The organism is Ignavibacteria bacterium, from assembly GCA_025612375.1.
Taxonomy (GTDB): Bacteria; Bacteroidota; Ignavibacteria; order Ignavibacteriales; family SURF-24; genus JAAXKN01.
Window position 1 is genome coordinate 214,576 of record JAAXKN010000002.1, and the last position, 22,649, is coordinate 237,224.

Below are 22,649 nucleotides of genomic sequence, written 5' to 3' on the forward strand. Positions count from 1 at the left end.
TCATGTGTATTATATTGAAATTGCAGCATATCACAGCCGAATCCGGATTCCGGAAGGTTTTATTTATGATCATAAAACTTTTATTTTTGAAGCAGATATTTGCAATTGATTTATGTGAGTTCTAAATTATCGGCGGTTGATTTGAGAACTAATCATAATGCAGGACACATCATGAAAAAACTTCTACTTTTATTTTTTCTTTCATTTACATTTTACTCTGTACTGAATGCTCAAAGACTTGATACTCTTTCGAGCCGTTATGTGGGACCCGGTGTGCTTTATTCAGATATTATTGCACGGGATGTCCCCTGGACAATCAAGGTTTTGAGAGTTAACCTAAAAAACCCATTCATTTCGCTCGAAGCCGTTAAAGCCAAGGAATCTTACTACGGCTATGAAAGGACCAGTGCGATGGCACAGCGCAGGACCTCTCCGGGCCACTTTGTTGTCGGCGCAATTAATGCCGATTACTACGACACGAAAAACGGAGCAATTACCAATATACAGATCGGAAAAGGCCAGATATACAGGGGCCCGATTGTATCAACACTTATCGGCTTCGACACAAATAACAAGCCTATGATGGATATTTGTACGTTGAACTCTTTTGTCGTCAGCGGCGATTCATTACTGAAAATCAATGAGGTTAATCAGACGCGCGGGTCAGACAAGCTGATCCTTTATAACTTCTACATGGGAGCTTCCACGGGAACCAATGCTTATGGCAGTGAAGTTCTTGTAACGCCTACTACCGAATGGCTGGTAAACGACACGCTCAAATGCGTGGTGGAAAAAGTTGAAAAAAATGTTGGAAATATGGCTATCCCGGCGGGAAAAGCTGTACTTTCGGGCCACGGAATTGCGGCTTCTTTTATAAATAATAATTTTCACGTGGGCGATACTGTAAAACTGTACATGGGGCTTAGCACTGACCTGAAGAAAATCAAAGAGCTCGTTGGCGGTCACCCCAGGCTTGTTAAAAACGGTGTCAACTACCTTGATGAAGCCCTCAAAAGAGGAGAACCGGGTTCAAGCACTACAACAGCTGCACCCCGCTCCATAGCAGGTATTTCAAAGGACAGTACTTATCTCTACCTGGTAACCCTCGACGGCCGTCAGACAAGCAGCGCCGGAGCCATACTTGATGACCTGGCTAATCTTATGATCAGACTGGGCCTTTACGATGCCTTTAACCTTGATGGCGGCGGATCTACCACGATGGTTGTGAGAAATTCTGTAATGAATTCTCCATCCGATGGCAACGAGCGTTCAGTGGCAAACTGCCTCCTCGTTGTTTCTTCTGCTCCAAAGGTTCCGGAGACGCTGGGCAAAGTGGCTTTTACTTACAATTACAACAAGTTTCTTATCTACTGCGCACAAAAGCTTCAGCTGAGCGTGTATGCAAATGATATTAATGATAACGAAGCCGCAATTGATGCTACGCAGCTGAGTTTCAGCGTGTCTCCTGAACTGGGTACAGTTGACAGCAAGGGGCTTTTTACCGCCTCCAAAACACCGGCCAATGGATACCTGTACCTCAGGTATAAGAATTTCTCGGATTCTTCTTATGTCAGCTTAATACCTATAAACAAACTGTCAGTTACGCCGAAGACCGCGGTTATTGACGGTTCAACTCCTGTAAAACTGACTGCCACTGCTTATGCCAGCGATCTGACCGAAAGAACTCTTTCTATATCTGACATCAGCTGGACATCCCTTGATACCAGTATAGCTACCGTCAAGGCTGATGGATCGGTACTTGGAAAGAATGAGGGAAAGGTTAAAATCGCCGCTTCTTTTCTTAGTAATGTTACCGATACTGCAGAAGTAACCGTCATGATCGGAAGGGGAACTCCTGTGGTTGCACAGATGGACAGCCTTACGGGCTGGACATTTGCCGGCTCTTACCTGGATTTGGCAGCTTCAAAGCTTGAAGTATCAAATGACATTAAATCCGAAGGAGCAGCTTCATTTAAGGTCGGTTTTAACTATGCATATAATACGACTTACAATAACCTCGTTTACCTGAACTGCAATATTCCTTTTTACGGCCTGCCGGATACAGTATTTATAGATGCCAAATCGGATACTTCTGTATCTTCCGCCTTTCTTATTGTGGTAAACGGACAGAATAAATCATTCAAAATACCCGCATCTTCAGATATCTCGGGCAGTGATAAATTCAGGACTATTGCCTTCCCATTCAAGAATAATATTCCTCTGAACACTGTCGCACTGACATATCCTGTTAAGCTGGCAAGGATAGTTGTTCAGCCGCAGTATAATGATACGCGCAGAGTAGCCGGACAAAAATATTCCGGAACATTTTATCTCGATAATATGAGACTGCATTACCCCGCAGAAGTAACCGCAGTTGAAGAATCCGGTACGAAAATGCCGCAAGGATATTCCTTAAAGCAGAATTACCCGAATCCCTTTAATCCCTCGACCATAATCGAGTTCAGCATAATGCAGGAAGGGAATACTTCTCTTAAAGTATTCGATTTATTGGGAAGGGAAGTGGCAGTACTGTTAAACGGAAGACTTAACGCCGGAGGCCACAGGGCCGTATGGAATGCATCAGGAGTTCCAAGCGGAATTTATTTCTACAGACTCCAAAGCGGAAACTTTGTTGAGACTAAGAAAATGATGCTGGTAAGATAAAACAATAATACAGCTCTAAATTCTTAGGCCTGGCAGTGAGTGACTTCACTGACAGGCTTTTTTATTTTTAAAGCTTACCGCTATATCTTTTTATGATTTTCTGTGTATATTACCCTCGTACAACTGGTACTGTAGAGCACATAAAACATGAAGGACCGGAGGTGACATATGAATACAGAGCCTGGAAAAGCTGAAAGGCTGGGCTTTGATGAATGGTTCAGAAATAATCAGGCTTCCCGGGAGCCGTCTGATACTTCTGTGGCCAGAGTTATTTCTGTTAACAAAAATAACTTTATTGTCTCGGATGGCAAAAATGAAATCTTTGCAGAGCTGGCAGGCAGGTTTATGTATGAGGCGGATTCCCCGCTGGATCTTCCTGCCGTTGGCGACTGGGTAAGCGTCCGTTTATTCAATGATGATACTTTTGCGGTTATATTTGATATCTTTCCGAGGAAGTCACTGTTAAAAAGAAAAACAGCAGGCAGCAAGGTTGAATACCAGCTGATTGCCGCAAATATTGATGTAGCCATAATTATCCAGGCGCTCGATTCAAACTACAACATTAGAAGACTGGAGCGATACCTGGTTATGATAAATGAGGGCGGAATCAAGCCTTTTGTCTTTTTAAGTAAGAGCGACCTGGCTTCCCCCGATGAAATTGAAAAAAAGAAATCGGAGATCCTTCGGTCTTTCCCGGGCCTTGACATTCTTGCCTTCAGCAACCAGCATGCTTCTGATATGGATTCGATAAAGGGAATATTAGCTCCCCGGAAAACCTACTGCCTGCTCGGCTCTTCTGGAGTCGGTAAGACCACTTTAATAAATAACCTCATCAGCGAGGATTTATTTAAGACTCAGCCGATTAGAGAAAAAGACGGAAGAGGAAAGCATACTACTACACGCCGCGAGCTGATTGTCCTAAATAACGGGGCTATTATTATCGATAACCCCGGAATGCGTGAGCTTGGTGTTATCTCGGCTGAAAATGGCATTGATGAGACTTTTGGTGAGATAGCGGAACTCTCAAAGCAATGCCGGTTTTCCGATTGCACGCACACTGTTGAAAAAGGCTGTGCAGTCTTAAACGCTCTGGAAGAAGGAATAATTTCAAAAGAACGCTACTCCAATTACATGAAAATGCAAAAGGAATCTTTATATCACGAGATGTCTTACGTGGAAAAAAGACAAAAGGATAAAAAGTTCGGGAAATATGTGCGTTCTATATTGAAATATAAAAATGATAAAAAATAAACGCTGGTATCTTTAGCCCGGCTCTAATCCAGAAGCAAGCTGGCAAAGGCGTATATGCCTGCAATAAGTACCAGCACCCCGGCAATTTTGTTTGCCAGTCGCATCTTAGGCATATCCAGTTTGTGCTTCAAATGCTTAATGACATAAGTAAGCACTATGAACCAGATAAATGAACCGATGAAAACCCCTGAAACTATGGCAAGAGCATGAATACGGCTATACTCATGTGCAAGACCAACTGTGGCAAAAAGGGCAAGAAAAGCAAAAATTGTGATCGGGTTTGTAAATGCAATTACTGCCGCAGAAAGATATAACTTAAGAGTCCCGCCGTTGGGAACGTGATTTTTCGGGTCGGGCGGTTCGGCACGGAACATCCTGAACCCCATAAAGAAAAGAATTATCCCGCCTATAATATGAATCCATAATCTCTCGGCTATTAAGAAATCTGAAATTATAGTAATGCCAAAAGCAGCAACTGAACTGTAAAAAAGATCTCCTGTTGAAGCCCCCAGACCGACGGCAAGCCCGCGCAATTGCCCCGCTGCAAGTGTCTCGCGAATACACATTATTGTAAGGGGCCCGATGGAAATAGTCATTGCAAGGCCAATTAGAAATCCTTTTACGAAATAGGCTAATATCATTTAATAATCCTTTTATATACTCTGGCTTTTTCAGAAGCTGTAATAATTCCCTTAAACCAAACTCCTGAATATATAAAACTGAACCGTCTTTTTCTCTAGTATAATTTAAGAAAAGATTTTTAAGAGTCCGCGGGCAGAAATTTCAAATATTGATTAATTAGTAACTATTTTTTTTCAGTGCCAGGCTCTTAAGAAAAGAAGAGATAATAAAATAGCTTTGCTGAATAATGACAGAAGAATCATACTGTCTTAAATCAATTGACTTGTCAAAGGTAATCTCGTAATTTGTTAGCACATGAAAAACGATTTATGGCGCTCTGCCGTAAATGATTATTCACCAGACTTCAGAAAAATGAAATTTTAATCTCCTTTCAAATATGCACCTTATCTTAAAAGGTGCCGGTTCTTATCCCCATACCGGGGAAGTCTATACATATATTAAATTTCAGCGGCCTCAGGCAGTTCAGATAGTGTTGCTTTTATTGCATGTTTTGTCTGCCGCAATGCCGCCCATAGACGAAAGGAGTATTAAATGTCTCAGATATCATTAAATAATGTAAGCTTTCATTACGACACGCCTTTTCAGGAGGTCTTCCGCTCATTTTCAATTGTAATTGACGATAAATGGAAAACAGCACTTATAGGAAGAAACGGAAGAGGCAAGACTACCCTTTTTAAGCTTCTGTCGGGAATGCATTTGCCCTCTTCAGGACAGGTGCATGTGCCTTTTGAAATAAAATACTTTCCCTACTTCCCGGCCGATTCAAATGAAATTACTCAAAGAGTTATAAAGGAATCAATAGCACCTTTTTCTTTCTGGGAAGAGAAGATGACGCTCCTGCTCGAAAAGGGGGATGAGGATAGCCTGAAGGAGTATTCAGCTTACTTCGACCTCTTTATGCACTTTGAGGGATACACAATCGATTCGGCAATTGAAAAGGAAGCCGCAGCTATAGGCCTGGACATGGAGGTACTCTGCAGGCCGTTTAATACCTTAAGCGGGGGAGAAAAAACACGTGCCCTTATTCTGCCCCTTTTCATGAGGCAGGATACTTTCCCTCTTCTTGATGAACCGACGGACCACCTGGACCTGAACGGACGGGAACACCTGGCTGAGTATCTTTCCGCAAGTAAAAAGGGGTTTATTGTTGCCTCGCACGACAGGTATCTTCTTGACAGGTGCACAGATCACGTCATCTCAATAAACAAGACTGACGTAAAAGTAATGCAGGGAAATTATTCCACATGGCGTTACCAGACCGGTATTGAGGAAGAGTTCGAACAGAGGCGCTATGAGAATATTCAGCGTGATATCCAAAGCCTTGAAAAAGCAGCACAGCAGAAGAGAAAGTGGTCAAACAAAAAGGAAAAGGAAAAAAACAGCGCTGCTGACAGCGGCTTTGTTTCGCATAAAGCCGCAAAGCTGATGAAAAGGGCTACTGCAATTGAAAGGCGCATTGAAAATAATATTGAAAGCAGGAAAGACCTCCTTAAAAACAGGGAATCTGAACACACTCTTAAAATGAAAGGGAGCAGTAAACTCCCTGAGCGGCTTATTTCCGTAAACAACCTGGCCGTAAGCATAGAGGGCAGGGAAATCATTTCGGGAATATACCTGAATGTGTTTAAGGGTGACAGGATTGCAATTACCGGTGACAACGGGACGGGCAAGACTACACTTCTTAATGCAATTGAAGGGACTATTCCGATTACAAACGGCGATATATTTACCGCACCCAACTTAAAGATTGCACGCGCTTATCAGAGCCCCCTGTGGCAGACCGGATACCTTAAGGATCATTTATATGAAGCAGGCCTGGAGGTAACAAATTTCCGCTTCATAATGTCTGCATTTAAGATGACGGGCGAGATATTTGACCATCCGCTTGAGACTTTCAGCAAGGGACAGCTGCGGAAAATAGACCTCTGCCGGACTATTGTTTCCTCACCGCAGCTTCTAATATGGGATGAGCCGCTTAACTATCTCGATATCGCTTCACGCGAACAGCTGGAGGATTTTCTGCAGAATGATGAGCCGACAATTATTTTTGTCGAGCACGACAGGTTCTTTATTGAGTCTGCTGCAACGGAAATAATAAGGCTTGAAAAAACTAATGTATAGTGTTTTTACCTGAATCTTTTTATTTTCCGGTTGCCGGCAATTTCAAAGAAATACTATATTTTGCTGTCGGAAAATATTGTTTACACAGATAACAAAAAACGGTTAAATAAAATGAAAGTAATAGCAATAAACGGAAGCCCCAGGGCAGACGGAAATACTTTTCACGCCCTTAATCTGGTGGGGAATGAACTGAAGGCTGAGGGAATTGATTTTGCGATCCTTCACATAGGCCACAAAGCAATCCATGGATGTCTTGGATGCAACAAGTGTGCTAAGAATAAAGATGAGAAATGCTCAATTAAAACAGATGACCTGAACGGTTACATACAGGCATTAAAAGAAGCTGATGGAATTATTATCGGCTCGCCTGTTTATTATTCGGGCGTTGCAGGTACAATGAAATGCTTCTTAGACCGCGTGTTTTATGTCTCGGGCTCTAATGGCAATCTCTTCCGTCATAAAGTTGCCGCAGCCGTAACAGCTGTAAGAAGAACAGGAGGCTCAGCCACACTTGACAGCTTATATCATTATCTGACGTACTCTGAGATGATTCTGGCTACAGCCAATTACTGGAATGTCATTCATGGCAGAAGTGAAGGCGAGGCTCTCCAGGATACAGAAGGCAGCCAGATAATGAGCGTACTTGGAAAGAATATGGCGTGGCTTTTGAAGATGAAAGAAGCTGCATCATGCACTGTTACGCCGCCTGAGAAACAGAAAAAAGTAAGCATGAATTTTATAAGATAATAAGGAATAGTATGCATTATTTATTGATTTACGAACTGACTCCTGACTACCTGGAAAGAAGGGTAGAATTCAGGGATGAGCATCTAAGGCTTGCCTGGGAGGCACACGATAATGAGGAGCTGATCTTAGGAGGCGCACTTTCTGATCCTGTTGATGAGGCGATACTCTTGTTTAAGGGTGAGACGCCTGAGGTGGCAGAGAAGTTTGCCCGCGTTGATCCATACGTTAAAAACGGGCTTATAAAAAAGTGGCAGGTCAGGCCATGGACAACTGTCGTAGGAAGCCTGGCTTCAACTCCTGTTAAACCTGCATGAGTAAAATTAAGATATACGTAAGCTTTACGATCCCGGCCTGAAACCGGGATCTTTTGTTTTTGCCGGCTCACAATTCAGCATTAGCCAGTGCTTCTTTTTGCATTGTAGATGGTTCCGAAGAATGGCAGGAATATATTCTAAACTCTGATTATATTAAGAAAAATGCAGCTTTAATTAAGTCTGCAGTATTTCTTAACATTTAATGGCAGAAGCATGAAAAAGCCCGAAGAAGTTCTGAAAGCCTGGATTGAGACTGTTAACAAAAGAGATATTGAAAACATTCTTGCCTTCTATAACCGGGATGCCGTTCTGATCCCGACATTTTCAAACAGGATACTCGACACCCCGGTAAAAATACGCGGTTACTTTGAGAAGCTGGGCTCAAATGAGGAGCTTAATGTTAAACTGCATGAAAATACGGTGAAGGTGCAGAAGGTATCGGCAACCGTTTTTGCCCTTTCGGGAATATATCTCTGGCGTTTATCTGTTGAAGGGGAATTACTTAATTTTGAAGCAAGGTTTAGTTTCGTGCTGGATCTTAACTTGCAGGGAGCAATCATTCAGCATCACTCATCGCAGATTCCGCGGATGCTATGATGTACATAAGGAAAATTGCACTTTTAGCAATTATCAGCTGCTTACTATTCCAGTTGTCATATGCGCAGCCGGAAGGCTCAGGAAAAAGGGTAAAGTCCGATTCCACAGTATACTACTTAAATCAGATTACCGTATCTGCAGCCCGTTATCCTGAAGAGATTATGCGGATTCCTTATGCGGTCACTGTCCTTGGCAAAGAGCAGCTTAAGACCAGCAGGGGCTACGGCTTGGATGAGATATTAAGAACCGTGCCGGGTGTACTGGCACAGTCCAGATACGGCAGCCAGGATGTGCGCCTTACAATCCGGGGCTTCGGGGCCCGCGGCGCAGGCGACCGCTCCAACTCCGGGACTTCCAGGGGGGTGAAAATACTGGTTGACGGCATACCCGAAACTGAGCCTGACGGCAGGACGTCCTTTGATCTTATCGACCCGAATATTGCCGAGAACGTGGAGGTCATACGCTCGAATGCCTCAGCGTTGTGGGGAAATGCCTCCGGGGGAGTAATAAACATTTCAACCGTGCCTGACTTCAGTAGTCATTTTATCACGGCCTCAGAAACCTTCGGAAGCTACGGGCTGAATAACTTTATTTTAAGGACGGGTACGCCGCTGGGGCAGGGAAAGCTTTATGCGTCTTTCTCAAACGTCAATTTCCAGGGCTGGCGGAGGCATTCCCAAAGCACGAGGTCGCTTGTGAATATCGGAATTTTGACAAAGCCTGATGAGTCTTCCGCTTTGGGAATTTTCATCGCAGGTGCCTCAGACGTATTTCATATACCGGGACCTTTAACAAAGGCACAGTTTGATGCCGATCCTCAAATGGCAAATCCCACCTATGAGGCAAGGGATGAACGCAGGTTTAACCGCCTGGGCAGAATTGGGGTTTCTTTTGAAGACGATTTAAGTGAGTCCAACTCAATATCGGCGCTGGCTTACATAAACCCCAAGTATCTGCAGCGCTCGGAAAGAGGTACCTTCAGAGACTTTACGCGTTACCACACGGGGGGCAATTTCATTTTCAGAAATGCTTTTAATCCGGCAAATGAAATTGAGAACAGGTCCTCTATCGGTATGGATGAAGCTTACCAGGATGGAGCAATTCTTTTTTACAGCCTGTCTGCCGTAAACGGGCGCGGAAGTGAGCTGAGGGATAATAAAAGAGAAGGTGCAAACAGTTTTGGCGCATTCCTGCAGAATGAAATAACTTTCTTTGGAAAGCTCAGTCTTACACTTGGAGGCAGGTACGACAACATAACATATTTCAATGAGAACTACCTGGCCCAGACAAATAACTACCAGAAAAAATCTTTTGAAAAATTTACTCCCAAGGCGGGATTAGTTTACAGAATTACGCCCCTGCAGAGCTTCTATGCAAATCTTGGAGGAGGCATTGAGGTCCCGGCGGGCAATGAAACAGACCCGGCAGGAACATACGGGCAGGATACAGTCTACCTCATAAATCCTCTACTCGAGCCGATCACATCAACAACTTTTGAGGCGGGCACAAGGCACACTCTCCCTTTAGGCGGCTTTATTACTTCAGTCACCTATGACTTGGCATTCTATCATATCCGTATAAAAAACGATATCATACCTTACAGGGGAGGAAGGTTTTTCTTTACCGCGGGCAGGACCCACAGAACCGGTGTGGAAGCAGGCACCGTCTTAAATTTCTTCCGCACACTGGTCTTACAGGGGAGCATCAGCTACTCTATAAATAAATATGATGAATATAAAGTTGACTCGGTGCACTATAATCTGTCCAAGGCAGGAAAGTTCGCCGACTACTCCGGGAATAAAACAGCCGGAGTGCCTGATATATTTTACAATGCCGGAATAACCTGGTCGCCCGCCTTTCTTATGGGCATTTACCTGAACGTTGATTTTATGGGAGTTGGCAGATATTTTGCCGATGACGCAAATAAAACTGAGGTGCCGGCCTATAACACATTAAACGCATCCATAGGATTTGAAGATCTGAGAGTCATTGGCAGCCTGAGCCTTAAGGGGCGGGTAAGTATAAATAATCTCACGGATCAGAAATATGCCGCCTCGGCTTTTGTAAATCCCGACGTCGTCGGGGGGAGTCCCGTTTACCTGGAGCCCGGACTGCCGCGTAACATATCAACATCCGTTTCCATTGGCTTCAACTGATCCGGATAGGTCAGGTATATGCAAATAATCCTCATTCGCAATTTCCAAAACCAGGCGAAAGGATATTGGTGAAAAAAACGTGCTGCAGATGACACTTTCTTATTGCATAAGAGTTCTGCATTTTAGTACTCATATATTAATGTGAAAATATTAAAGTATAACATTATGCGTTCTTCAGGGAAAGAAAGCGGAAGGCTTGCCGGAAAAGCCATTCTTGAAGTAGGCGATAACCAGCTAAGAGCCGGGGATCCTCCAGAGACACGGGAAACATTCAATCGTTTGCTTAACGAAGGTTACTCTGAAAATGAAGCAAAGCGTCTGATTGCCAATGTTGTTTTGTCAGAAGTATATGATGTGCTTAAAGAGGGAAGAAAGTCGGATCCTTTCAAATATACCAAGCGACTGAACAATCTTCCCGCAATGCCCTGGGAGACCGAAGAAGACAAGTAGAAGCCATTTAACCGATATTTAATAGAGGATTATTTCAGACTATGGGTTACGGGAAAATATACGGCCGGACATGGTGGGGGCGTGCCTGGGTCGAAGCTCTTGAGAGAATAGACTTTGGCCTCAACAGGCTCCCCAGGGGAAGAACCTACGCCAACACCGGCAGGGTCAGAAGTATAAACATTGATCCCCGAGGCAGAATCAAAGCGAGCGTCCAGGGTTCGCGCAGAACTCCCTATAGTGTTGAGATTGAAATGAGGAAATTTTCAGCCTCTCAGATTTCAGCAATAAAAAAACTTATTGGGTCAAACCCGGTCATTTCCTCAGAACTCAGTCTTGGCATGCTGCCCGAGGCTCTGCTTGGATTGCTGAATAATATGAAAATACGCCTGCTTCCAGACAGATGGAAGGAAATCAGCGCGGATTGTTCATGCCCCGACTGGGCCAACCCTTGCAAGCACCTGGCGGCTGTTTATTACATTATTGCCAACGAAATAGACAAAAACCCTTTCATACTTTTCAGCCTGAGAGGCATTCCTCAGGAAGCCTTTGCAACCCTTCAGGACTCCCCTGCCGGAAGTAAGCTGCCTTATGGAGAAGATGGCGATTTTGTGAATTCCTATTCGTATAAACCGCGTGGGACAAGTATTTCTTCTGAAGATTTAGATCTTAACTTTCCAGTGCTCGATATTAATTCAATATTTACTATCGTTAAAAGTGATCCGCTTTTTTACAGCATGGGTGATTTTAAGGCAATGCTGCTGGAGAAGTACCATTATCTCGCTTCAAAAGTGGATTCTATAGAGGTGCTGGATGAGGGAAGTGCTGTTGACCTGAGGAATATCTTTTTTCATCTGGCTTTCAGAAAAACCGACGGCAGGACGTCAAAGACTTCCGCTCAGGCAAAGGGAATTTATGACAGGACGTGTATTATTGCACATGGTTTTTCAAATGACGGCGGCTTTAAGAGCGCTGATATTTTCAAGAAAGCGCAAAAACGCGTGAGCTTTGATGTTCCAATGATCTCAAAAGAGGAATTTGAAATAAAAAAGGTACCTGCTGTTTTAATAAACCCGTCTGCAGCAGTTGCCTTTTTTGTATCTCAGCCCCTGTCCGGCAAACCTGAAAAATTAAATCCTTCGGCTCTTTATTTCAACCTGGCTTCTTCAATTGCACTGGCCATAATTAAGTCACATTCATTTATTCCCGAAGTTGCATCTTTCGGCAAAGGAAGTTTTGGCATACATTACATTCCTCTGCTGCACAATGAGAAGATAAAAGGCGCAATTGAGTATCTAAGAGGGCTCAATCCTGGGAACCTTATATTCAGGGAAAAAGACGGAGCTCTCTTTAATGGGGATACGGAACTGTTTATCCTCTCTTTTTTTATTACCAATATAATATCTGGTTTCATACGCCTTCCGGACCCGCATGAGAGTGTGCTCCCCGACAAGGTATTCAAGGCATTCTTCTTCGGTGAGATTTTCGTTCCGCAAAGGTTTGAGGAGAACAACACTCAAAAAGCTGTAACGGACTGGCTTGAAGTACTCTCAATAAGAACAAAGGACATTTCTCCCGTAATAAAAATTGACGACATTGGAAATGAGAGTTTCAGTGTGGGGCTGGAGCTTGAAAATAAGAGGGATCCCCTCGCAGGCACTGTTCCATTTTACGAACTCTTCAGTCCCTCGGGCAGGCTCTTCAACCAGGATGCCGGCCTGATAATGAACAGCATACTGAGGCAGACAAAAATTGCTGCAATGTACCTGCCCGTGCTGGATGAGGTGGTAAGCAGCAGGGGGCAAAAAGAAGAAATAATTACGCTTCAGGGTATGTATGGTGTTCTAACCGGCTCTGCCGGTGCCTTAAGGCTGCTTGGGATAAAAATCATTATTCCAAGGGCACTCAGGAATATACTTACTCCGCGAGCAGTACTTACAGCTTCGGGCAAAAAAACAGTGAAAAACGTAAGCTATCTGTCGCTCGATGACCTTGTAAGCTTCAAATGGCAGATAGCAATAGGTGACAAGAAAATCTCCAGAGAGGAGTTTCTCCAGCTATCCAAATCCGCAGGGCGTCTGCTGAAGTTCAGGGATGAATACATCATGCTGGATCCTGAAGAGGTAAAGAGCATACTGGGACGTATTAAGTCAGGTTCCCCCAGGCTCTCAGGCACAGAGATCCTGAAAACCCTTCTTACGGGTGAATACTCAGGTATTAGATTTGACCCGGATGAAGCCGTAAGAAAAATAAGGGAAGATTTAATAAAGTCCGGGCAAATCCCTGTTCCTGGGGACCTGGCGGCAGCACTGCGCGCTTACCAGGTAAACGGCTTCAGGTGGCTATATTCAAATGCTGCAAAGGGATTCGGCTCCTGCCTGGCAGACGACATGGGACTCGGAAAGACGGTACAGGTTATTTCACTGCTCCTGAAGCTCAAGGCCGAAAAGAGGCTTGAAAAACCGGCACTGGTGGTATGCCCAACAACACTTCTGGGCAACTGGTACAAGGAGTGCGCCAGGTTTGCCCCATCACTTAAAACCTTTATCTATCATGGACAGTCCAGAAAACTTGAAACTAAGAATATTGATCTGGTTATGACCACCTATGGGACGCTCAGGAGTGACAGGCAGAAGTTCAGCAGCCTGGAATGGGGAAGCCTTATTGTTGACGAGGCGCAGAATATAAAGAATTATCAGACCGACCAGAGCCGCGCAGTCAAGGATATAAAAGCCTCAAGCTATATTGCCATGACAGGCACTCCCGTGGAAAACAGGCTGAGCGAGCTTTGGAGCATTTTTGATTTCCTTAACAGGGGATACCTGGGAAGTTTTGAGTATTTCAGGAAGGAGTTTTCCAACCCTATAGAAAAATACAGGGATAAGGAAAGCATTGAGAAATTAAAAATGCTGACTGCCCCCTTTATTCTGCGCCGTCTTAAAACCGATAGGAACATTATCAGCGACCTGCCGGAAAAACTTGTATTTGATGAATATTGTTATTTATCGCCGGGCCAGGCGGTGCTATATGAACAGACAGTCAGAAAGATGCTGGATGAAATAAAAGGAAGCGAAGGCATCAGCCGCAAGGGACTTATTCTCAAGATGATTACATCACTAAAGCAGATATGCAATCATCCCGTACAGTTTACTAAATCGGGCAGTCCCGAAGTTAATTACTCAGGCAAATCCGAAAAGCTGATAGAACTTCTCTTAAGGATTATCGACAGTAAGGAGAAAGCTCTCATTTTCACCCAGTATAAAGAGATGGGGGAACTGCTCGTGAAAATGCTCCGGAGCCATCTTCAGGTAAATACACTTTTCTTTCATGGAAGCCTGCCTAGAATAAAGCGCGATAAAATGGTTGCGGAATTTCAGGCAGGGGATAAGGCTGATGTAATGATAATTTCACTTAAGGCCGGGGGCACGGGCTTAAACCTGACCGGGGCCTCGAATGTAATCCATTACGACCTCTGGTGGAATCCTGCCGTTGAAAACCAGGCTACAGACCGCGCATACAGGATCGGGCAGAAGAAAAATGTATCTGTTTACCGCCTGATTTCACTAGGCACGTTCGAGGAAAAAATCGACGAAATGATAAAAAAGAAGCAGGAACTGGCAGACATAACAGTTTCTGCAGGGGAAAGCTGGATAACGGAACTCACGGACAAGAAACTGAAGGAACTGTTTTCTTTTAGGCAATGAAGCATGCTCCCACTGCAAATTAAAGCAGGGCCATCTCCGAAATGGCTCTGATCAGGGTAATTCGTTTGAATTTGCTTATTTTGCAGCTTATCTTAAATTTTATTTCTATAGGTCCATAAAATTCCGGAGTCAGTATGAAAATTAAAAAACTTGGTCGTACTGGACTTAAGGTAAGCGAAGTATGCCTGGGAACGATGACCTTCGGCTACCAGTGCGATGAGACAACGTCTTTTCAGATCTTAGACCGCGCCTATGAAGGAGGCGTAAACTTTATCGATACGGCAGACGTCTATCCCCTGCCTCCTCAGCTTTCAACTGTAGGAAGAACTGAAGAGATAATAGGAAACTGGCTAAAGGCCAACCCAGGAAGGCGCCACGAGACAATCCTTGCAACCAAATGCAACGGAAAGATGGGTCCCGGTGTAAACGACCAGGGGCTTTCAAGGCGTCACATAATGGACGCAATTGATGCAAGCCTTAAAAGGCTTAAAACAGATTTTATTGATCTTTACCAGGTGCATTTCTTTGATGGCGAAACTCCCCTGGATGAAACCCTGAGGGCTTTGGACGACCTCGTAAGATCAGGCAAGGTGCACTACATAGGGTGCAGCAACTACCAGGCTTACCAACTTGCAAAGGCCCTCTGGGTGAGCGACAAGCTTTCAATATCGCGCTACGATTCAATTCAGCCGAGGTATAATCTTCTTTTCAGGGAATTTGAAAATGAGCTTTTCCCTCTCTGCAAGTCGGAAGAGGTGGGAGTAATAGTTTATAATCCGCTGGCCGGAGGGTTTTTAACCGGCAAGCATGAGCGCGATAAGGAGCCCGAGGAGATGGGACGCTTTAAGCTGGGCGATTCGGGGAAACTCTACCAGGCACGCTACTGGCAGGATGCACAGTTCGACCAGGTTGATTTAATGAAGGAATTCTTTAAGGACAGGAACAAGTCCCTTACACAGGTCTCCCTGGCCTGGGTATTGTCGCATTCTTATGTCACTTCGGCAATTGTCGGGGCCAGTAAGTCCAATCAGTTAGATGAAAGCTTGCCGGGGGTGGATTTAAGCCTGGATGAAGAAGAAATGACATTCTTAAACGGACTGTGGTATAATCTGCCGCGTATGCAGGACCCGAGAGTTGCCCTAAGATAATAGGACCGATTTTTGGCGTTTGGATTTATCATAAATTTATGATATTTGCAGGGCTCTTACCGAGCCCTTTTTTAATTATAAGAATTCCGGACAGATGACCAGATTAAATTTAAAGTATGTTTTAGGCTGTTTCCTTCTGATTATATTTCTTTCGCCGCTTAAAGCTCAGGCTCAGGAATGCAACTACTGCGGTAAAAAGATCACGGGCAGATATGTTGAAGCCGACGGGAAATATTTCCATCCCCGGCACTTTATATGTGCCAGGTGCGGAAAAGTAATTACAGGCTCCTTTGCCGAAAAAGACGGCAGGTTCTTTCACCCCGACTGTTATGCCGTAAAAGAAGGCCTCGTTTGCGACTACTGCAGCAAAATAATTAGAGGGGAGTATGTTACCAGCGAGGGGAAAAAGTATCATCCTTCGTGCTATGAAAATTATGTGCTTCCCAAATGCTCCGTATGCGGGAAGCCTCTTGACGGGGAATATACAATTGATCCTTACGGTAATAAGTACCATTCCTATCACAGCCATGAGCTCTCCAGATGCGATAACTGCAGCAGGATCATCTCCAATAAGACCACAGGCGGGGGAAGAGAATATTCCGACGGGAGGACTATATGCAATCTGTGCTATAAAGAGGCGGTATTCGATAACTCCCGGATAAACGCTCTTATGGGTAAGGTTATGCAGAGGCTTAAAAGCCTGGGGCTTAGCTTTAATGAAAGAACCATTTCCATCAGGGGAGTGGACAGAAGGGAACTTAAAAAAGCTGCCGGAAGCAGGTACGACGGCAATATGAAGGGGATCTGCAATACCAGTTCAAGAACTGAGTACATAAATCAGCGTGCATCAAAAAGCTTGAAGAGGCATGAAATTTTTGTTCTTAACGGTGTGCCTGCTCTGAATATTGAATCGGTAATTGCCCACGAGCTGATGCACGTTTGGCTTAATGATAATACAAAAGACGATCATCCGGATTTTCTCCGCGAGGGGAGCTGCAACTATATATCTTATCTTTACCTCAGGTCTGTAAGCGGCTCAAAGGCACGCGAGCTGATGAAGCAGCTTGAAGATGACGATGACGATACATACGGTAAAGGGTTCCTGAAAGTGAAGTCGGAATTTGGTGATAGGAGTCTGAATCAACTCCTGAGTTATTTGAAAAGGTATTAGAGAGATACTAAATCCCGGGGAATTTAGTTATCTTTACAAATCCGGATCCCGGGTGTTATTTGGGTCCGGTTTATAAACCATGAGGGAAAGAAAATGGTGAAAGGAAATAAACTTACATTCATTGTATTTGCAGTAATATTCCTTTTTATCTCACTTGGGATAGATATGAGGAATGTTATTTCAAATGGCGAGATCTTCAGGATGAACGGGGACTTTCTGGACCAAATACATTTCTATCTTCAGATACCGGGAGCCATACCGGTGTTTCTGGTTGTCGGGCTATTCTTTAAGGACTCGCACGCCTATAATTTCTATTCCCTCTGGTCCCTTACACTCCTCTTGAACTGCCTTTTCTATGGTTTTGCAGGCTACTGGATATATCCGGCAGTTAAGAATTTATTTGGGCGTAGACAGAAAAACGCCGGTAAGAGTGGTGAAACACGTGCCTGAATCAAGAATATTGTAAAAAAGCGGGTTAATAAATCTCCCACCTCAGGTCCAGTTTCCGGGGTGTATATTTTTCAGAACTATCTGTAGCTCAAGAAGGCCACTTCTCCAAATTACTACAGGAAAAACCGGGTAAAAGAGGAACTTTCCCTGGCACAGATTATGCGGCCCAAACGGTATATCAGGAAAGTGAAGGGTCTACTAATTTTACCTTCAATAAAAAAATAACTTTCCAGGAGAAAATTTTCCGAAAACGCCTTACGTCACCATATATATATATATATATATATATATATATATGGAATCCCTTTTCAGTTTGCATGAAATCAGCGGTTTTCATTTTAAATATTATTTTAACTAATTCTCAAAATTTAAACTATCCGGGGGCATGCCAATGGTAATTAGAAAAAAACAGTTCCTTTCGGCTTTTCTGCTCTTCTTTATTGCTCTCACTGTTCTGGCTTATGCAGGTGATAAACAAGGCAAAAATCATGTAAGCACAAACAATGCTTCACTGACCTTTACAAAGCTAAACCTAAACAACCTTTCCACATTTATTTATAATAATGGTTATTCAGATTTTAACCTTTCCGGGAAATCGGGTTTGGCGTTTCCACGGGGAGGCGAGAAGACAGTTGCATACCAGTCGGGGTTCGTCTGGGGCGGAAAAGTTAATGAAAACATACGTGTAGGCGGTTCCACCTATGGGTCGGGTCTCCAGCCGGGAAGGATAATCTCAACCGGGGTGGCTGAAGATACAAACGCCGCAAAGAGTAAATTATTCAGGGTCAGGCCGGATTATAAAACAGCCGACCTGACAATTGAGGCAGCCGAGGAAGAAAAGACTCAAAGTGAGGTCAGGGCAAAATATGAAAAAGACTGGATGGAATGGCCGGCATCTGAGGGGGCTCCATACTGGGACCAGGATGGCGACGGGAAATATGACCCTGCTAAGGATATACCGGGAGTCAAAGATGCCGTTCAAACCATATGGTTTGTAGCAAATGACCTGGACACGGCTAAAACCTGCGCACTTTACGGATCACTTCCAATGGGAGTGGAACTTCAAACTACAGTCTGGGCATACGACAAGGACTGGATCCTGAATAATACGTACTTTAAGAAGTTTAAGATTATCAATAAAAGTAACAACGAATTTAAGGACTTTTATCTTTCTTTCTGGATAGATCCTGATATTGGTGATGCAAATGATGACCTTGCCGGATGCGACACCCTGCAAAACATGGGGTATGTTTACAACGGCAACGTAATGGATCATGTGTATGGAAATTTCCCTCCGGCAGTGGGGTTCAAACTCCTTCAGGGGCCCCGGGTTAACGCTACACTTTCAGATACTGCATCCTATGACGGCAGGAAAGTTCCCGGTAAGAAAAACCTTCCTATGACAGCTTTTTACTATTTCATCAACGGCAGCGATACATATGCTGATCCTAAGCTCGGCCAATATTATGAACTAGGAACTATGTCTTTCTACAGGTTAATGCGGGGGAAAATGAGTACAAAGGACGAAGAATTCCCGATACCTTCAAACTTGGGCGGAGGCCTGACAAAGTTCCCTCTTTCAGGCGATCCTGTTGCGGGTTCGGGCTACCTGGATGGCAGACTTTTCGATCCTGGTGACCGCAGGACCGGCCTGTCTTCGGGCCCTTTCAATATGGCTCCCGGTGACACGCAGGAAGTTGTAATTTCAGAGATGGCTGCACAGAGCAGCAGTAATATTAATTCCGTTAAATTGCTGAAATTTTTCTCGGCAGAAGTTCAGAAGAAGTACAATAATTACTTCAAATTCCAGGAAATCCCGGCGCCCGAGGCTCCTAAAGTAACAGGTACATACTCCAATAACTCTTTAACAGTTAAAATCCCTGAAAACACCCAAATAGAAAACTTTGATAAAGAGGGTTATCAATTCCAGGGCTACAACCTCTATCAGCTACCTTCAGGTGTGCCCGAAAAAAAGGGAGCAGTATACCTCGGCACTTACGACAAAATTGACGGAGTTAAATCCATTACAGGCCTTGGGCCTGATACTCTTACAGGAAATGAGATCAGTCTCATTCAGCAGAGAGGAACCGATTCGGGAATATTAAGAGAAATTACTTTTTACAGGGACTCGCTTACTCATGCACCTTTACTTGCCGGGAAGAAATATTACTTCGGCATCTCGGCGTATACTTACAGAAATGACCCGGAAAATAAACTTACAAATATCGAAGGTCCGCTTGGGGTTTGTTCAGTCATTTATCAGGATAGTCTTATCGGTCCCAAATATAATGACGTTCTTAGCCTTGATAAAGTTTCAGGCCATGGGGAAGGAACAATTACTCCTATAGTAATTGATGCTTCAAAATTAACAGGGCATGAATATCAGATCGGTTTTAACGGCGAATCAGGAAGTGCGGTAATGTATCTGAAAGATCTCACACGGAATGGATTAGTACAGGATGACCAGTCTGCAATGTACGGTAACATTTATTCTCCTGTTTATGATGGGATTTATTTTAAGATAAATGACGTTAAGCCCGGAATGAAGGAATGGCAGATTCCTCAGGGCACTCTCAAGTGGTCATGGTCAGGAGCATCTCTTTCTCTGGAAGGATTCAGCGGTTCAATCGGCTATGCTGGCGGCTGGCTTACTTCATCTGCAGGGCCTGAGAAACTGCATGATGTTTTAATTAAATTTGCCGCAACTGACAGCAGTGGAAATGTACTTGACCCGAGTGACCCTGACGTCTCTTATGCTTACCGCTACTTAAGAGGTGCTTCAAACTATCCGCAGATGCCTGAGTTTATTCCTTATATGATTAATAAAACTTCTGGTTATCCATATCAGGATTTCAAGAAGAACTTCCCGTTTGCAGCCTATGATGTGGAAGATCCTGCACATCCAAGGCAGCTTGCAGTGGGCTATCTTGAAAATAACACCCCGAAAGGGGCTGTTGACGGCAAATACTGGCCTCCGCAAAAGGGGCTGGATAATGTAGGGGCAGGGAGTCCAAGAGAATGGTTTTTTATATTTGATGTGAATTACAGAGAGACAGCTGATGCTTCTTTGCAGGGTGATCTGTTAAATGGAGAGCTGCCGGTGCTCTGGATGGGTACTCCTACAGTAAACAGCAAATTAGAGTCAAACGACCAGTTCCTGATCATTAGAAGTCATCCGTTTACTTCTGAAGATGTATTCAGGTTTACGGTAGGAAAACTTTCCAGAGTTGAATCTGGGAATATTCCATCAACATACGAAATGTCTCAGAACTACCCGAACCCGTTTAATCCTGTAACAACAATAAGCTACAGTTTGCCTGAGGTCTCAAAGGTGGAACTGAAAGTCTATGACATACTGGGCCGCGAGGTAATGACGCTTGTTAACAAAGAGCAGAATGCGGGCAGGTACAACGTTCAGTTTAATGCCGGAAGACTCAGCTCCGGAATTTACATCTACAGAATCTTGGCAAAGAACTTCACAAGGACCAATAAAATGGTTCTGCTGAAGTAACCTTATGTAAAAAGGGCAGAATAAGAAACTATTCTGCCCTTTTTCTCTTTAAAATACATCCGTTGTTAGTTAAGGCTTTAATTCGTATATTTGTGCCGGAGTTGTTATTAAATAAAACAATTCCGTATAGAAAGCTTGCATTATCAGCTTGGATTGCTTCCGGTGAGTCCCTTCAACACTAACGTGTTCCTTTTCATCCGAATAAACAAGAAATAAGAAGATTTTGATTTCATGATCAGGTCGGCAGGTGAATCTAATAACAGAAGATCAATTGCTGACTAAGCGGAATAATTCCATTCCGCCGCCCGTGATTTTTAAATACGAGAAAGGAAACTTGTTTATGTCGTTCGAAAACTTAAATCTTATTGAACCTATTCTGAAAGCGCTTAAAACTGAGGGCTATACCGCCCCTACCCCCATACAGCAGAAGGCTATTCCTGTTATCTTGGACAGGCGCGACCTGCTTGGCTGCGCACAGACGGGAACGGGGAAAACAGCCGCTTTTGCCATCCCTGTTTTACAGATACTTTATTCTGAAAAGCAGCCGGAGAAAAAAGATAAGACCATAAAGGCACTCATATTGACCCCTACACGCGAACTTGCCATTCAGATAGGCGAGAGCTTTAACGCATACGGAAGACACACCGGCCTGCGCCACAGGGTTATCTTTGGAGGGGTTCCGCAGAAGGCCCAGACAGATGCCCTGCGAAGCGGCGTGGATATTCTTGTTGCAACCCCCGGAAGGCTGCTTGACCTTATGCAACAGGGCTTTATCAGCCTTCAGAATGTTAAAATGTTTGTCCTCGATGAGGCAGACCGCATGCTTGACATGGGTTTTATAAATGACGTCAAAAAAGTAATTGCAAAGCTTCCATCTAAAAAACAAACGATGCTTTTTTCTGCAACTATGCCGCAGGATATCCAAAAGCTCTCTTCTACAATACTGGTAAATCCTTCACACGTTGCAGTTACCCCTGTCTCTTCAACCGTGGATATGATTAAACAGTCGGTATACTTTGTGGATAAATCCAATAAGAAGTCTCTTCTGATTCACCTGCTGAAAGATACAAAAATAGCTTCTGCACTCGTTTTTACGCGTACCAAGCACGGCGCAAATAAAGTTGCCCAGGACCTTGCAAAAGCAGGTATCATTGCCGAAGCCATTCACGGCAATAAATCGCAGAGCGCACGCCAGAAGGCTTTAAGTAATTTCAAAGCCAAAAGAACCAGAGTACTGGTTGCAACCGATATTGCCGCAAGAGGAATTGATGTTGAAGACCTGTCGCACGTAATAAATTATGAAATGTCAAATGTTGCCGAGACTTATGTCCACCGCATCGGGCGTACAGGAAGAGCCGGGGCTGCAGGAACAGCGCTTTCTTTCTGCGATGCTGAAGAGAAATTGTACCTGAAGGATGTATGCAAACTTATTAATAAAACTATACCTGTAGTTGAAGACCATCCGTTCCCCATGAAAAATCAGGAACCTGTAAGTACCCCCCGCGAAAATATGGGTCAGAATACCCAGGGCTCGGAAAGAAAAAGAAGTTTTTCTTCCAAAGACAGGAACCGGAGATGGAAAAGAAAGTTAAATCACTAAGGTTTGCAATAGATTTTAATCCCGGCATAAACCCCGGGATTTTTGTTTTTAAAGAAAGACAAAAAATCATTTCCTGATAAGCCTCTGATCATTCCTTAATTTTCTTTTGTCTTTTTCATGACTACG

General features: G+C 43.9%; 15 protein-coding genes. 14 read left to right on the forward strand and 1 reads right to left on the reverse strand.

Features of this window, described 5'->3' with window-relative positions:
• The first annotated feature begins 171 nt into the window (after positions 1 to 171).
• Together HF312_02725 and rsgA are read left to right on the forward strand one after the other, a co-directional pair.
• On the forward strand, positions 172 to 2,664 hold the full coding sequence (locus tag HF312_02725) for a T9SS type A sorting domain-containing protein (GenBank protein ID MCU7519100.1): 2,493 nt from the start codon (positions 172 to 174) through the stop codon (positions 2,662 to 2,664).
• Between the two features lie 168 nt (positions 2,665 to 2,832).
• A complete protein-coding gene (rsgA, locus tag HF312_02730; GenBank protein MCU7519101.1) occupies positions 2,833 to 3,915 on the forward strand; it encodes a ribosome small subunit-dependent GTPase A in 1,083 nt (360 codons plus the stop codon).
• Positions 3,916 to 3,938: 23 nt separating this feature from the next.
• Here the strand turns inward: rsgA and HF312_02735 are convergent, their stop codons facing one another.
• The gene (locus HF312_02735) at positions 3,939 to 4,556 is read right to left on the reverse strand and encodes a LysE family translocator (GenBank protein ID MCU7519102.1); all 618 of its coding nucleotides are present in this window, start codon (positions 4,554 to 4,556) and stop codon (positions 3,939 to 3,941) included.
• Between the two features lie 532 nt (positions 4,557 to 5,088).
• Between HF312_02735 and HF312_02740 the strand changes: the two genes are divergently transcribed.
• From HF312_02740 to HF312_02795, 12 genes are all read left to right on the forward strand, one after another.
• Positions 5,089 to 6,678 carry an ABC-F family ATP-binding cassette domain-containing protein gene (locus HF312_02740; GenBank protein ID MCU7519103.1) on the forward strand — a complete coding sequence of 530 codons (1,590 nt, stop codon included), beginning with the start codon at positions 5,089 to 5,091 and terminating at the stop codon, positions 6,676 to 6,678.
• Positions 6,679 to 6,789: 111 nt separating this feature from the next.
• Complete coding sequence (locus HF312_02745; protein MCU7519104.1) at positions 6,790 to 7,425, forward strand: flavodoxin family protein; 636 nt, start codon at positions 6,790 to 6,792, stop codon at positions 7,423 to 7,425.
• An 11-nt stretch (positions 7,426 to 7,436) separates the two neighbouring features.
• On the forward strand, positions 7,437 to 7,739 hold the full coding sequence (locus HF312_02750; GenBank protein ID MCU7519105.1) for a YciI family protein: 303 nt from the start codon (positions 7,437 to 7,439) through the stop codon (positions 7,737 to 7,739).
• 213 nt (positions 7,740 to 7,952) lie between these two features.
• Positions 7,953 to 8,336, forward strand: coding sequence for a DUF4440 domain-containing protein (locus HF312_02755; protein MCU7519106.1), 384 nt, complete (start codon positions 7,953 to 7,955; stop codon positions 8,334 to 8,336).
• Positions 8,333 to 10,492, forward strand: coding sequence for a TonB-dependent receptor (locus tag HF312_02760; protein MCU7519107.1), 2,160 nt, complete (start codon positions 8,333 to 8,335; stop codon positions 10,490 to 10,492). Before HF312_02755 ends, HF312_02760 begins: the two co-directional genes overlap by 4 nt.
• A gap of 141 nt (positions 10,493 to 10,633) precedes the next feature.
• Entirely contained in the window at positions 10,634 to 10,942 is a 309-nt protein-coding gene (locus tag HF312_02765) for a hypothetical protein (GenBank protein MCU7519108.1), read from the forward strand.
• A 41-nt stretch (positions 10,943 to 10,983) separates the two neighbouring features.
• Positions 10,984 to 14,643 carry a DEAD/DEAH box helicase gene (locus HF312_02770; GenBank protein MCU7519109.1) on the forward strand — a complete coding sequence of 1,220 codons (3,660 nt, stop codon included), beginning with the start codon at positions 10,984 to 10,986 and terminating at the stop codon, positions 14,641 to 14,643.
• 134 nt (positions 14,644 to 14,777) lie between these two features.
• Positions 14,778 to 15,791: an aldo/keto reductase gene (locus HF312_02775; GenBank protein MCU7519110.1), complete on the forward strand. Its 1,014-nt coding sequence runs from the start codon at positions 14,778 to 14,780 to the stop codon at positions 15,789 to 15,791.
• 94 nt (positions 15,792 to 15,885) lie between these two features.
• Positions 15,886 to 16,962 carry a protein DA1 gene (locus HF312_02780; protein ID MCU7519111.1) on the forward strand — a complete coding sequence of 359 codons (1,077 nt, stop codon included), beginning with the start codon at positions 15,886 to 15,888 and terminating at the stop codon, positions 16,960 to 16,962.
• A 93-nt stretch (positions 16,963 to 17,055) separates the two neighbouring features.
• Positions 17,056 to 17,412 carry a hypothetical protein gene (locus tag HF312_02785; GenBank protein MCU7519112.1) on the forward strand — a complete coding sequence of 119 codons (357 nt, stop codon included), beginning with the start codon at positions 17,056 to 17,058 and terminating at the stop codon, positions 17,410 to 17,412.
• Between the two features lie 3,109 nt (positions 17,413 to 20,521).
• Positions 20,522 to 20,923: a T9SS type A sorting domain-containing protein gene (locus tag HF312_02790; GenBank protein ID MCU7519113.1), complete on the forward strand. Its 402-nt coding sequence runs from the start codon at positions 20,522 to 20,524 to the stop codon at positions 20,921 to 20,923.
• A 340-nt stretch (positions 20,924 to 21,263) separates the two neighbouring features.
• Positions 21,264 to 22,523, forward strand: a complete 1,260-nt coding sequence (locus tag HF312_02795) for a DEAD/DEAH box helicase (protein MCU7519114.1) — start codon at positions 21,264 to 21,266, stop codon at positions 22,521 to 22,523.
• Positions 22,524 to 22,649 lie beyond the last annotated feature (126 nt).

Bases quoted from the DNA above. Each gene is read 5' to 3' on its own strand.
- HF312_02725 (MCU7519100.1), top strand. From the start codon at position 172: ATGAAAAAACTTCTACTTTTATTTTTTCTTTCATTTACATTTTACTCT.
- rsgA (MCU7519101.1), top strand. From the start codon at position 2,833: ATGAATACAGAGCCTGGAAAAGCTGAAAGGCTGGGCTTTGATGAATGG.
- HF312_02735 (MCU7519102.1), bottom strand. From the start codon at position 4,556: ATGATATTAGCCTATTTCGTAAAAGGATTTCTAATTGGCCTTGCAATG.
- HF312_02740 (MCU7519103.1), top strand. From the start codon at position 5,089: ATGTCTCAGATATCATTAAATAATGTAAGCTTTCATTACGACACGCCT.
- HF312_02745 (MCU7519104.1), top strand. From the start codon at position 6,790: ATGAAAGTAATAGCAATAAACGGAAGCCCCAGGGCAGACGGAAATACT.
- HF312_02750 (MCU7519105.1), top strand. From the start codon at position 7,437: ATGCATTATTTATTGATTTACGAACTGACTCCTGACTACCTGGAAAGA.
- HF312_02755 (MCU7519106.1), top strand. From the start codon at position 7,953: ATGAAAAAGCCCGAAGAAGTTCTGAAAGCCTGGATTGAGACTGTTAAC.
- HF312_02760 (MCU7519107.1), top strand. From the start codon at position 8,333: ATGATGTACATAAGGAAAATTGCACTTTTAGCAATTATCAGCTGCTTA.
- HF312_02770 (MCU7519109.1), top strand. From the start codon at position 10,984: ATGGGTTACGGGAAAATATACGGCCGGACATGGTGGGGGCGTGCCTGG.
- HF312_02775 (MCU7519110.1), top strand. From the start codon at position 14,778: ATGAAAATTAAAAAACTTGGTCGTACTGGACTTAAGGTAAGCGAAGTA.
- HF312_02780 (MCU7519111.1), top strand. From the start codon at position 15,886: ATGACCAGATTAAATTTAAAGTATGTTTTAGGCTGTTTCCTTCTGATT.
- HF312_02785 (MCU7519112.1), top strand. From the start codon at position 17,056: ATGGTGAAAGGAAATAAACTTACATTCATTGTATTTGCAGTAATATTC.
- HF312_02790 (MCU7519113.1), top strand. From the start codon at position 20,522: ATGGGTACTCCTACAGTAAACAGCAAATTAGAGTCAAACGACCAGTTC.
- HF312_02795 (MCU7519114.1), top strand. From the start codon at position 21,264: ATGTCGTTCGAAAACTTAAATCTTATTGAACCTATTCTGAAAGCGCTT.